The 11,015-nt window shown below is 63.6% G+C and carries 13 protein-coding genes and 1 pseudogene; 10 read left to right on the top strand and 4 right to left on the bottom strand.

The features are described from left to right. Positions 1 to 202 precede the first annotated feature (202 nt). Positions 203 to 850, top strand: coding sequence for a DUF938 domain-containing protein (locus tag QCE49_RS06985; protein ID WP_250460723.1), 648 nt, complete (start codon positions 203 to 205; stop codon positions 848 to 850). A gap of 12 nt (positions 851 to 862) precedes the next feature. Here QCE49_RS06985 and QCE49_RS06980 read toward each other — a convergent pair whose 3' ends face one another. Further along, on the bottom strand, positions 863 to 1,780 hold the full coding sequence (locus tag QCE49_RS06980; RefSeq protein ID WP_250460724.1) for a DMT family transporter: 918 nt from the start codon (positions 1,778 to 1,780) through the stop codon (positions 863 to 865). A gap of 97 nt (positions 1,781 to 1,877) precedes the next feature. Here QCE49_RS06980 and QCE49_RS06975 point away from each other — a divergent pair, with 97 nt between their 5' ends. The 4 genes from QCE49_RS06975 (at position 1,878) to QCE49_RS06960 (ending at position 6,254) form a co-directional block, all read left to right on the top strand. Beyond that, complete coding sequence (locus QCE49_RS06975; RefSeq protein WP_034473457.1) at positions 1,878 to 2,798, top strand: LysR family transcriptional regulator; 921 nt, start codon at positions 1,878 to 1,880, stop codon at positions 2,796 to 2,798. A gap of 118 nt (positions 2,799 to 2,916) precedes the next feature. Continuing rightward, complete coding sequence (locus QCE49_RS06970; RefSeq protein ID WP_250460725.1) at positions 2,917 to 4,074, top strand: aromatic ring-hydroxylating dioxygenase subunit alpha; 1,158 nt, start codon at positions 2,917 to 2,919, stop codon at positions 4,072 to 4,074. Positions 4,075 to 4,175: 101 nt separating this feature from the next. Further along, positions 4,176 to 4,448 carry a hypothetical protein gene (locus tag QCE49_RS06965; RefSeq protein WP_008349524.1) on the top strand — a complete coding sequence of 91 codons (273 nt, stop codon included), beginning with the start codon at positions 4,176 to 4,178 and terminating at the stop codon, positions 4,446 to 4,448. Positions 4,449 to 5,006: 558 nt separating this feature from the next. Then, positions 5,007 to 6,254: a porin gene (locus tag QCE49_RS06960; protein WP_008349526.1), complete on the top strand. Its 1,248-nt coding sequence runs from the start codon at positions 5,007 to 5,009 to the stop codon at positions 6,252 to 6,254. Between the two features lie 107 nt (positions 6,255 to 6,361). Here QCE49_RS06960 and QCE49_RS06955 read toward each other — a convergent pair whose 3' ends face one another. After that, complete coding sequence (locus QCE49_RS06955) at positions 6,362 to 7,120, bottom strand: SDR family NAD(P)-dependent oxidoreductase (protein ID WP_008349527.1); 759 nt, start codon at positions 7,118 to 7,120, stop codon at positions 6,362 to 6,364. A gap of 160 nt (positions 7,121 to 7,280) precedes the next feature. Between QCE49_RS06955 and QCE49_RS06950 the strand changes: the two genes are divergently transcribed. From QCE49_RS06950 to QCE49_RS06940, 3 genes are all read left to right on the top strand, one after another. Beyond that, positions 7,281 to 7,667, top strand: a complete 387-nt coding sequence (locus QCE49_RS06950; protein ID WP_250460726.1) for a hypothetical protein — start codon at positions 7,281 to 7,283, stop codon at positions 7,665 to 7,667. Positions 7,668 to 7,845: 178 nt separating this feature from the next. Beyond that, positions 7,846 to 8,055, top strand: a complete 210-nt coding sequence (locus QCE49_RS06945) for a hypothetical protein (RefSeq protein WP_250439790.1) — start codon at positions 7,846 to 7,848, stop codon at positions 8,053 to 8,055. A gap of 173 nt (positions 8,056 to 8,228) precedes the next feature. Then, a complete protein-coding gene (locus QCE49_RS06940) occupies positions 8,229 to 9,344 on the top strand; it encodes a hypothetical protein (RefSeq protein WP_250439788.1) in 1,116 nt (371 codons plus the stop codon). Between the two features lie 160 nt (positions 9,345 to 9,504). Here QCE49_RS06940 and QCE49_RS06935 read toward each other — a convergent pair whose 3' ends face one another. Next, positions 9,505 to 9,831, bottom strand: a complete 327-nt coding sequence (locus QCE49_RS06935) for a DUF4148 domain-containing protein (RefSeq protein ID WP_008349535.1) — start codon at positions 9,829 to 9,831, stop codon at positions 9,505 to 9,507. A gap of 110 nt (positions 9,832 to 9,941) precedes the next feature. On the opposite strand from QCE49_RS06935, the gene QCE49_RS06930 reads away from it, so the two are divergent. After that, positions 9,942 to 10,535 carry a DUF4148 domain-containing protein gene (locus QCE49_RS06930; protein WP_250460727.1) on the top strand — a complete coding sequence of 198 codons (594 nt, stop codon included), beginning with the start codon at positions 9,942 to 9,944 and terminating at the stop codon, positions 10,533 to 10,535. 3 nt (positions 10,536 to 10,538) lie between these two features. On the opposite strand, the gene QCE49_RS06925 is transcribed toward QCE49_RS06930, so the two are convergent. Continuing rightward, positions 10,539 to 10,715 (bottom strand): hypothetical protein, encoded by a 177-nt coding sequence (locus tag QCE49_RS06925; RefSeq protein ID WP_250460728.1) that lies wholly within the window; start codon positions 10,713 to 10,715, stop codon positions 10,539 to 10,541. A gap of 132 nt (positions 10,716 to 10,847) precedes the next feature. On the opposite strand from QCE49_RS06925, the pseudogene QCE49_RS06920 reads away from it, so the two are divergent. After that, positions 10,848 to 11,015: pseudogene (locus QCE49_RS06920) on the top strand (1,2-phenylacetyl-CoA epoxidase subunit A); the annotation flags it as partial.

Here is an 11,015-nt window from a genome sequence, read left to right as displayed (position 1 = left end):
CTCCTGCAGTGGTGCAGTCAGTCGCCAGCTTGCCAGTGGTCGCAAAAACACGACATTTGTATCTTGCTAGAACACGACATTCTCATGTTGCTCCTACACCGGTCAGCATTGGCGGTTCTCCGTTATGTCGCTTGACGCGTCTTCGTGCGTCCCATTAGGCTCGTCGCGAATCGACCGTTAAGCGCCCGCACGCGCTCTCGCAATGAATCCGACACCATCCGCCTCCGGCGATACGCCGCCTCCCGACATTGCCGTGCGCCGCCGCGCGCCCGCCGCCGAACGTAATCGCGATGCGATTCTATCGGTCCTCACGCGCGTCCTGCCGCAGAGCGGCGTCGTGCTGGAGATCGCAAGCGGCACCGGTCAGCACGCCGTGCACTGCGCGGCTGCACTGCCGGGCCTCGTCTGGCAGCCTAGCGATGCCGATGCCGAAGCACGCGAATCCATCGCCGCATGGCGCGCTCACTCGGGGCTCGCCAACCTGAATGCGCCGCTCGTGCTCGATGTGCGCAACGACGACTGGGGCATCGCGAACGTGGCGGCCATCGTGTGCATCAACATGATCCACATCGCGCCGTGGGAAGCGGCCGAGGCGCTCTTTCGCGGCGCGGGCGCGCGTCTCGATGCGGGGGGCGTACTGTACCTCTACGGGCCGTATCGGCGCAATGGAGCGCATACCGCCCCGAGCAACGAAGCCTTCGATCAGCAACTACGCGCACGCGATCCGCGCTGGGGCGTGCGTGACATGGAAGCAGTCGAGGCGCTTGGCGAGAAGGCCGGCCTCGCGTTCGTCGAGACGGTCGCGATGCCGGCCAATAACTTCAGCGTGGTATTCAAAAAACCCGCGTAACGACGTCCGCGTTCACGCTTCGCCCGGACGCGCTGCGAGCATGCCGCGCCAGGACACGGTCGCCATCAGCGAGGCCGCGACGATCATCCCGCCGCCGATCCAGCCCGCCATCGACACACGTTCGCCGAGCCACGCGCTCGCGAAGAGCGCGCCGAACGCGGGCTCGCTGCCCATCAGGAGCGAGACGCGCGTCGGGCTGCTGCGGCCGATCGCGTAGTTCTGCGCGAAGAAGGCGAAAAGGGTGCACGCGCACACGAGATACAGCACCGATCCCCAGAACATGCCGTGACCGGCGAGAGCGGGCAGCGACTGCCATTGCGATGGCGCGAAAACCAACGCGATGACCGCGCTGCCCGATGCGACCACGCCCGCCTGCACCGCCGTCACCGTAAGCGCGGGCAGGGGAGCCGCGCGCAACACGCGCTTCGTCACGCAAACGGACAGCGCGCGCAGCACGGCGGCGGCGAGGATCAGCCCATCGCCGGCATTGAAGTCGAAGGACAGCGCGCCGTCGCTCGCGAGCAGCCACGCGCCCGCGAACGACACGCCGACCGCCAGCCACTCGGCCGCGCCGGGGCGTCGCCTGAGCAGCGCCCATTCGACGAGCGGCGTCAGCACGACGCACAAGCTGATCAGAAACGCGGCGTTCGCGGCGCGCGTATGGAGCACGCCGAATGTCTCCGCTAGAAAAATCGAAAGCAGCAGCAAGCCGAGAACGAGCACGCCGCGAAGGGTCGCCGCGCTCGCGTGCCGCAGATGCCGCAGGTTGACGGCGAGCAGACAGAACGTGATGCCGAAGCGCAGCGCGAGCAGCCCCAGCACCGGATAGAACGCGAGCGCGCTCTTGACGATGCCGTAGCTGCTGCCCCACACCATCGCGACGGCGAAGAGCAGGAGATCGGAAAGAGGAAGCAGGCGTCGGACGGTCATGGAGCGGCTCCGTGAGAAAGTAGCCGTCATTGTCGAATGATGCGTTCAGCGCGATAATCGGCTTCAGTCGCACAGCTTTCTTGTCACGAATGCACAAATGAATCCCGCCGATCTTTTCGACCTGATGCCGGACATGGCCGTATTCGCGCGCGTTGTCGATGCGGGCAACTTCTCGGTCGCGGCGCGGCAACTGGGCAGCACGCCGTCGACGGTCAGCCGCCAGATCAAGCGTCTTGAAGAGGCGCTCGCCACGCGGCTGCTCGAGCGCTCGACGCGCAAGATCCGCGTTACCGAGTCGGGGCTTCAGGTGTATCGGCATTGCCGCGACATGGCCGCGGCGGCGTCCGGCGCGGTCGATGCGGCGGGGCAGGTGTCGGGCAAGCCGCAGGGCCGCGTCGCGCTGTCGGCTCCGACGGCTTACGCGAAGTCCGTGATTCATCCGCTCGTGCCGGCGTTTCTCGCGGCGTATCCGGATGTCGATCTTCAGCTCGTCTTCAGCGATCACGATATCGATCCGCTCGACAGCGACGTCGATCTCGTCATCCGCGCGACGAGCCATCCGCCGCAAGGGCTCGCCGCGCGCCCGCTCGGACGCGTGCGCTGGCTGCTGTGCGCGTCGGCGGGCTATCTGCGAGAGCGTGGCGCGCCGGCGCATCCGCGCGAGCTGGCGCTGCACGATTGCATCCATCTGGGCGAAACCGCCGACGACAACCGCTGGCGCTTCAGCAACAACGGCGAAACGGTGACAGTTGCGGTGCGCGGGCGCTATATCGCGAATCACGCGGGCGCGCGGCTGGACGCGGCCGAAGACGGGCTCGGCATCGCGGCGCTGCCGGAATTCGCCGCCCGCGATGCGCTCGCGTCGGGCAGCGTGCAGGCCGTGCTCGCGGACTGGGACATGCAGGCGCGGGCGTATCAGGGACCGGTGTGGCTGCTTTATCCGCCGAATCGCTTTCTGCCGCCGAAGGTGCGCGCGTTGATCGATCATCTGCACGCGCATCTCGGGCAGCAAGCGTGAGCGCGAGAATCCGGCGCGCGCCGAAATGAGCGACGCCGTGTAGACTGCGAATGGTCGTTCATTGCGCCGCGCGGCTCGCGGCGTTCAAACCGATCTCCCTTCACCGGAGGCGTCGTACATGCACGCAGCGTTGCCGCAAGGCGAGCAGGAAGCCGGATCAACCGATACACCCGCCAAGCCGCCGCGGGATCTGCGCCGCGTCGACATTCATCCCGATCACTGGTATCCGCTCGCGTGGTCGCGCGAGGTGAAAGCGGGGCGTGCGCACGGCGTGCGTTTCGCGGGCGATCCGATCGTGCTCGTACGCACCGCCTCGGGCAAGGTCTTCGCGCTGGAAGACCGCTGCGCGCATCGGCAGGTGCCGTTGTCGGCGGGTGTCGTCGACGGGGAATCGATCCGTTGCTGCTATCACGGCTGGACCTACGACTGCACCGGCCGCTGCACCGACATCCCTTATCTCGGACGCGAACGCCTGCCTAACGGCGTGCGCGCGTATCCGTGCCGCGAGGCGGGCGGGCTGGTTTTCGTGTTCACGGGCGACCCGGCGCTCGCCGATGCCGCGAAGTTTCCCGATCTCGGCTCCGCCACCGATCGCGCATACAAGACGCGCCGCTTCGGCCGCGCGGTGAAGTGCCACTACTCGTTCATGCACGAAAATCTGATGGACATGAACCATCAGTTCCTGCATCGGCGGCAGATGGGCAGCATGCGCGCGCGCTCGCTCGGCAGACGGCGCGGCGAGGACTGGATCGAAGTCGATTACACGTTCGCGCGCGAAGCGGGCAAGCAGCCGATCGGCGAAGCGCTCGTCTTCGGGCAAAAGCGCGGCTCGAAGCCCGACGACGGCCAGAAGGACGTGATGACGATCCGCACCGAGTACCCGTATCAGACGCTCAAGATCCGCACCAAGGACGACACGATGGTGATGGACCTGTGGATCGCCTACGTGCCGCTCGACGCCGAGCAGCGCACGAACCGCACGTTCGGCCTGTTGTCGATTCGCCGCCCGAAAATCCCCGGCCTGCTCGATGCCGCGTGGCCCTTGCTCGTGTGGTTCACCGAGCGCATCTTCGAGGAGGATCGCTGGATCGTCGAGCGCGAGCAGGAGGCGCACGACCGGCAGGGCGCGGACCACAATCACGAGGTGTTCCCGGTCATCGTCGAGCTGCGCGCGCTTTTGATGGAGCGCGGCGTGCCTCACGGCGCAGGCAGGGGCCCGCGGGACGCCCGGCGCGTGCACGTCATCCAGCCGGTGCAGGAACTGCCCGCATCCTGAGGCGTGCGGCGCTGTGCCTCGCTCGCACCCGATTGCACGCTTCGCGCCGCGGCGCTATACAGAGAGCAGAGAGCGGAAACCACACACGGAGGACCATCATCATGAACAGCGACCCGACCAAGCCGCGCGACGACGCATCGGGTATCGGCGAGGCGCATCCGGACGTCGAGCATTTCGATGCGGCCATCTCGCACGTCGACGAGTCCTACGCCGCGGGCAAGATGGCGGCGGGCGCGGCGAAGGGCATTCTGTACAGCATCATCGAGACGCTCGGCACGCTCGTCGGCGATCCCGATCTGCCCTCGCATGCGCGTTCGGGCTACGAAGGCCTGCTTGAAACGGCGCGCGAACTGCGCTCGAAGATCGAGCACTAGCCGACCCGGTCGGGCGACGCAAGCTTGCAGCGCGTTCGCCCGATGTCAATTTCGCGTCTGCGCATCGTCGGGTAACTGTCAGATCTATTCCGATGCAGCGCCGTCGACCGTCGCCTGCACGACGCACGCGAATTTTCCGCGAGCCTGTTCGGGCTATCGCGTTTCCCGTCCCCAAAGAATGGCAATTGGCTTGTATCTCCGAAAGCGGACAAGCCTTGTCCCGTCAAGCCGCGTCCTTTCTGACTGCGGTCGAATCCCTCGTTATCTCTAGCCGCCGCGCCGTCGATTCGGCCCCGCTCGGACCGTCATCGCGCCACATTGCTGTCAGCTTTCTGTCAGTTTCGTGACCGTTTGCCCAATATCTGCGAACCAGAAAATACTGGTTAACCAGACAGTGAAAAAAAACGACACAAAACCGCGTCTTTCTTTCGGATTCGGACTGTAAGCCATACACTTGCCAGCGATAAAAGTTACGAGTTGAAACATAAGAAGTCGCTACGGCGGCACCGGTTCCAAGACTCGCATGCAAGTAAATTGCCCACCGCTTGAGGAGAAAAAATGAAGGGTTTCACGATGACCAAGGCAGCAATCGTCGCAGCCACGGCGTTCGCCGCCGCGGCACCGGCGTTCGCGCAAAGCAGCGTCACGCTGTACGGTATCGTCGACGATTCGATCGTCTATCAAAGCAGCCAGACCAACCTGGCCAAGACGAATCCGGGCCGCTCGAACATCAAGACCGGATCGGGCATTTGGGCCGGTAGCCGCTTCGGTTTGAAGGGCGCCGAAGATCTGGGCGGCGGCAACAAGGCCATCTTCCAGTTGGAATCGGGCTTCGACATCAACAGCGGACAAGCGCAGTTCACCAACGCGCTGTTCGGCCGCCAGGCATGGGTCGGTCTGACGAACCCGGCATACGGTACGTTGACTGCGGGTCGCCAGTACACCTCGTACTACACGCTGCTCTCGCCGTACAGCCCGACGAACTGGCTGACCGGCTACTTCGGCGCGCACCCGGGCGATCTGGACGGTTTGGACACGATCTACCGCGCAAACAACTCGATCGTCTACACGTCGCCGAAGTTCTACGGCCTGACGGTGAGCGGCTCGTACTCCTTCGCTGGCGTGCCTGACAGCGTGTACCAAGGCTCGACCTGGACGGCTGCGCTGCAATATCAGCAAGGCCCGATCGGCGGCACGGTGGCGTTCTCGCGCATCAACAACGCGGCGGAAGGCGGCGGCATCTACAGCAGCAGCTCGACGACGATCAACAGCACGGCAGCGACCGATGGTTCGGGTCAGCCGGGCGTGTCGGCGGTGACGGCTGGCTACCAGCGCGCACAAGCGCAGCAGCGCTTCGCGGTTGCAGGCGGCTACCAGTTCAACAGCGCGTGGGACATCTCCGTCACGTACACGAACGTTCAGTACATTCCGGGCGTGAACTCGCGCTTCACCGACGAAGCCGTGTTCAACACGGCCGGCACGGTGCTGCACTGGAAGGCGACGTCGGCATGGGATTTCGCAGCGGGCTACAGCTACACGTGGGCCAGCAAGGCGAACGGCATCAACGACGCAGCGTCGTACCACCAGTTCAACCTCTCGCAGTACTACTCGCTGTCGAAGCGCACGGGCCTGTACGCACTGGAAGCATTCCAGCGCGCGAACGGCAACACGCTGGCTGTTCCGTCGAACACGTCGACGAACCGTCAGACGGCCGCCAACGCGACAATCGGCGATGGCTTCCAAAGCGCGCCGTCGGCATCGCGCAGCATGTTCGCAGCGGGCGTGGGTATCATCCACCGCTTCTAAGCGATGCTTCGCGGCGTGATGCATTAGGCATTACGCATGTGGCATGCAAAAAACCGGACGCCTCGGCGTCCGGTTTTTTTTGTCCGCGCGCGGCGCATTTCCTCGTGTCAGATGAACATCCCGCCCGATACCTCGACGCGCTGCGCCGTCATCCAGCGATTGCCGTCCGAGAGCATCGCCACGATCGCGCCGCCGATATCGTCCGGCACACCCGCGCGCCCGAGCGCCGTGTTGTCCGCGACGAACCGGTTGGTGTCGTGATCGTCGCGCACGACGCCGCCCCCGAAATCCGTCTCGATCGCGCCCGGCGCGATGGTGTTCACCGTGATGCCGTGCGGCCCGAGTTCCTTCGCGAGATAGCGCGTGAGCACCTCGATCCCGCCTTTCATCACGGCATAGGCCGCGAATCCCGGCAACGCGAAACGCGTGAGTCCGCTCGACACATTGAGAATCGCGCCTTCCTCATGCAGATAGGGCAGGAGCGTCTGCGTCAGAAAGAACGGTCCCTTCAGCTGGATATTGACGAGTTCGTCGAACTGCGCGGGCGTCGTCTCCGCGAAGAGCGCATGAATGCCGATGCCCGCGTTGTTCACGAGAAAGTCGAAGTTCTCGCGCTCGAACGTATCTTCGAGCGTCTTGCACAGCGCGTCGCCGAAAGCGGCAAAGGTGTCGCAATGCGCGACGTCGAGCGGCAGCATGGCCGCCTTGCCGCCGGATTTCGCGACCTCATCGACGAGCGAGCGCGCCGCGTCCGCGTTGCGGTTGTAGGTGCCGATCACGCCGGCGCCTGCCTGCGCGAGCTTCAATGCGGCATTGCGTCCGAGTCCGCGGCTCGCGCCGGTGATGACCGCGATTTTGCCGCTCATGGTTCCATTCACGGTGACAGCTCCTTCGATTGCGTGGCCGATGGTTCATCGTAGGACGGCGCGACGTGCGCAGAAAGGCGCGTCGATGCTGCAATGCACAGATGGCGGGCGCGGCCTTTGCTGCACCGTCTCGATCAATGTGCATACCGGAGAACGCACCATGGCCGATCGTGAAAGCAGGGAAACCCCTTCGGAGCCGCCCGCAAGTCTCGAACGCCCGTTCAGACTCTTTGCGGTGGAGCAGCGCGTGCTCGCGCAGAACGTCGACGGCAAGGTGATCGACATCGGCGGAATGGATTCGAAGAACGGCCAGTTCTGCGCCTGCATGGATTCGGGCGATATCGCCACGGAGCCGAAGCGCAGCGCCGAACTTGCGTTGAAGGCGCTCGTCGGCAAGCTGACGTTCGATTATCTCGACGGGCTGTTCACGAGCGAACGCGAAGCGGAGGTGAGCGGCCGTCTGCAGGATTATCCGAGTGTGGAGTTCGAGCTCGACGAGACCTTGCCGCGCGACATGACCGACCGCACGCCGCCGCATCTTTTCTAATGATCACATGCGCGCGAATGAAAGCGGCTTATTGATACGGGTTGCTAAATAATTCCGAGACCATGCCGTCCAGCGTTTGTACGACAAAAGCGCCGCGCCGCGCAGCATTTCCCTCGATGTGCGATGCTAGTCGAGCGGCGACGCCCGGGGCTTGCCGCGCTCAATCGCGGGGTGAATCATGAAAAGAACGCCTTTCGCCACGGTCATCGTCCTTGCGGCGGCGACGCTCGCCGCACCAGCTTTCGCGCGCGACGACGGTCCGCGCTTCGCGCAGGACCGGCTCGATGCGCTCGTCGCGCAACACAAGGAAGCGAGCCGGCACATCGCTCAGCCATCCGCACCGGCTGAGCACGCGCAGTCGAACACGCAGCGGCACGGCGCTTCGTGATCTGACGTTGCTCGGGGCCTGACGAAGGCGTCGAGTCGCAACGTCGTTGATGAGACGGCGCGCAACGCGCCGGATGGAATCGTTCGTGTCCAAAGGTATGAAATTTGCGGACGCCGCCCGGGTGTTCCGCGGCTGCGTGCCGACGATCCTCCTCATCACCCTCATATAAAGCCATGACAAGGAAAGCCGTATCGATCGCAATTCTCTCCGTCGCCTTTCTCGCAGCGGGATGCGCTGGCATCGGCCCGGGTCGCCTGAAGGCCGATCAGGTCGATTACGCCCGGGCGCTCGGCGATGCGAAGAAGCGTGAAATTCTTGCCGCGATTGTCGGCTTGCGCTTCGCCGATGCGCCGTCGTTTCTCACGGTGAGCAGCATCATCGCCGCGTACACGTTCGATACGACGGGCGGCGTCGTGCTCAACGCCGGCTCCGGCGCGCAGCCGAACTACGCGCAGGCAACGGGCAGCGTCTCCTACTCGAATCATCCGACCTTCACGTTCACGCCGACCACGGGCGACGCCTACGCCAGCGCTTATATCCGGCCGCTTTCGCCGACACTCGTCTTGCCGCTCGCCGAAAGCGGCATTCCGATCGATCTGCTGTTGCGCATCACCGCGCAGTCGATCAGTGGCTTGCAGAACGGCACGGCGTTGGGCGGGCCGAACGCATCCGGGTCGCCCGAGTTCTTCCTGCTTCTGCAGGCGCTTCGCAGGCTGCAGCTAGCGGGCGAATTGAACATCGAGACGCGCAACGCGGATGACGACAAGAGCGGCAAGCCCGACAAGGCCGCGAAGGGCAACAGCGCCGACAAGGGCGGCGTATTCATCACGCTCGGCGCGACGCGCAGCGGTTCGAACAAGGCTGTCGTCGACGATCTCACGCTCGTCAGAAAACTGCTGCACCTCTCGCCAAAGATGAAGACTTACGAAATCGTCTATGGGCAGTCGTCGGACCACAACCGCATCCCGATGGTCACGCGCTCGGTGCTCGGCATCCTCACCGATCTCGGCGCGCAGATCGCCGTTCCTGACGAGCAGGTGGGCAGCGGCGCGACCAAGCCGGGCATCGGGTTGATCGGCGGAGAAACGCGGCCGACGATCATCGTGAGAGTCGGCGAGAAGGCGCCGCAGGATGCGTACGTGAGCGTGCTCTACGACAAGGCCAACTACTGGATCGATCGCAGCGACTTCGATTCGAAATACGCGTTCACGGTCGTGCAGAATCTGATGGCGCTTGCGGAAGTCACGGACACGGCGAAGTCGCCGGTCGTGACTATTCCGGCGAACTGACATTGAGCGTCTGAGCAGGCAAGGTCGGTAGCGATAATGCAAAGTGCAAAACGCCATCATGCATGATGTATTTAGCACGCAAAACGCATAGGGCGACATCGATACGATGTCGCCCTATGCATTGCTGCTTATGCGATGCGTCTGTCGACGCTATCTGAACTTACTGGCCGAAGTATGTACCGAGCGCCCGCGGCTGAACGCCGGTGATGCGGCCTGATTGCGACGAACCATTGGCGACCGAACCGTAGGCGCTCGATTGGGGTGTCACTTGCGCAAGCTGCTCCGAGCTCACGCGGGCTTGCGCTGCCTGGATGTTCGACGGATAAGACGGGTCGCTGATGTTCGGGTTGTAGCCTGCCTTTTCGAGTTGGACCAGTTCGGCGCGTACCTGAGCGCGGCTCAGCGGCGCATCCGATTGCTGCGCGAACGACAGAGCGGGAACGGCGAGGGCAGCGGCGACGGCGACTGCGGAAATGAACGTCTTCATGATGACTACCTCCGATTCGGATTTCTGATCGTGCTGCCCGTTTCGTCTTAAGCAGCTTGTGAACGGAGTGTAAAGACGCGCTTGCCGAAGATCATTCTCGTTTCCGTTGAATGATCTTTGTCGATATCGGAATAATTGCGCGAGTCTTCATTGCATTGCGCGAAACTGACCGCGCGATGACGGTGACGGCTGGCTTGGTCGACGGTCTTTTCGCTCCACTGCATCGTTGGCGCCACCACGCGCCGATCGATCCTTACCAGTTCCGTAAAGATGCTTCTTCGTCACGACGAATGATTGCTTGCAGCTGTGCACTCACACTCTGCGTCGTCCATTCGGCATGGCTCGAACCGCGAGTCGGCCGATTTATCGAAAACGGGGAGAGCCGGATCATGAAATCGTGGGTCAACGCAGTCGTCGCAGTCCTGGTGATGTCCGCACCGCTCGCATCGTTCGCCCAGTTCAGCGCGGCAGTGGGCCGTGCAGAACTTAGTGGTGAACTCGTTCAACTTCAGAAGGCAGGTTATTCGCCGGTCGCGGAAGACGCGTCGTACCCGGCGAAACTGCAGGCGGCCGAAATGCGCGTTGGCGATATGCGTGCGGCGCAGGCGCGGGCAGAAGGATACGGATCTTCGACAGGTGCGGCGGCGCAATCGGGCCGTGCGACCATGCGGGTCGATACGCAAGGCGTGTTCTTCGGGCAGTGAGCGTCAGGAAGCGGCGGTGAGCCCCCGCAATGCGAGCGGTTCTGGTCGATTGCATACAAAACTCGAAATGCGCTTTCGCACGATTTGCGCGAACGTGAAAGCGACCTCTGCCACCCAATCACCGGTGGTTTTGCCCAGTCCGGCTTTCGGCTGGGCTTTTTTGCGTGCGGATGACTTCATGGGTCAGACTCGGTTCCGGGTTAACGCGACGCTATCTATATGGACATAGTTGCATGCAAAATTAATCAACCGGACGGTCGGTTAATGGATATACTCGCTCCATCGCATCTCAAAAAGACGGCGGAGCCCCGCATGTACACGCAATCCCTCGACCTCCCCAGCGCGACGTCCGCAGCCGAAAGCCACGAAGCCGCAGCCTCCGCCGCCCAAACCCGCTTCGACGCGGTGATGCAGGCCGACGGCAAGATCGAGCCGCAGGACTGGATGCCCGAGGCGTATCGCAAGACGCTGGTGCGTCAG

This window comes from Caballeronia sp. LZ008, from assembly GCF_031451435.1.
GTDB lineage: Bacteria > Pseudomonadota > Gammaproteobacteria > Burkholderiales > Burkholderiaceae > Caballeronia > Caballeronia zhejiangensis.
Note: the sequence above shows the minus strand (reverse complement) of the source record. Positions and strands in the feature narration are given on the sequence as shown.

Coding starts and splice junctions, on each gene's coding strand:
- QCE49_RS06985 (WP_250460723.1), top strand. CDS start 203: ATGAATCCGACACCATCCGCCTCCGGCGATACGCCGCCTCCCGACATT.
- QCE49_RS06980 (WP_250460724.1), bottom strand. CDS start 1,780: ATGACCGTCCGACGCCTGCTTCCTCTTTCCGATCTCCTGCTCTTCGCC.
- QCE49_RS06975 (WP_034473457.1), top strand. CDS start 1,878: ATGAATCCCGCCGATCTTTTCGACCTGATGCCGGACATGGCCGTATTC.
- QCE49_RS06970 (WP_250460725.1), top strand. CDS start 2,917: ATGCACGCAGCGTTGCCGCAAGGCGAGCAGGAAGCCGGATCAACCGAT.
- QCE49_RS06965 (WP_008349524.1), top strand. CDS start 4,176: ATGAACAGCGACCCGACCAAGCCGCGCGACGACGCATCGGGTATCGGC.
- QCE49_RS06960 (WP_008349526.1), top strand. CDS start 5,007: ATGAAGGGTTTCACGATGACCAAGGCAGCAATCGTCGCAGCCACGGCG.
- QCE49_RS06955 (WP_008349527.1), bottom strand. CDS start 7,120: ATGAGCGGCAAAATCGCGGTCATCACCGGCGCGAGCCGCGGACTCGGA.
- QCE49_RS06950 (WP_250460726.1), top strand. CDS start 7,281: ATGGCCGATCGTGAAAGCAGGGAAACCCCTTCGGAGCCGCCCGCAAGT.
- QCE49_RS06945 (WP_250439790.1), top strand. CDS start 7,846: ATGAAAAGAACGCCTTTCGCCACGGTCATCGTCCTTGCGGCGGCGACG.
- QCE49_RS06940 (WP_250439788.1), top strand. CDS start 8,229: ATGACAAGGAAAGCCGTATCGATCGCAATTCTCTCCGTCGCCTTTCTC.
- QCE49_RS06935 (WP_008349535.1), bottom strand. CDS start 9,831: ATGAAGACGTTCATTTCCGCAGTCGCCGTCGCCGCTGCCCTCGCCGTT.
- QCE49_RS06930 (WP_250460727.1), top strand. CDS start 9,942: ATGATCTTTGTCGATATCGGAATAATTGCGCGAGTCTTCATTGCATTG.
- QCE49_RS06925 (WP_250460728.1), bottom strand. CDS start 10,715: ATGAAGTCATCCGCACGCAAAAAAGCCCAGCCGAAAGCCGGACTGGGC.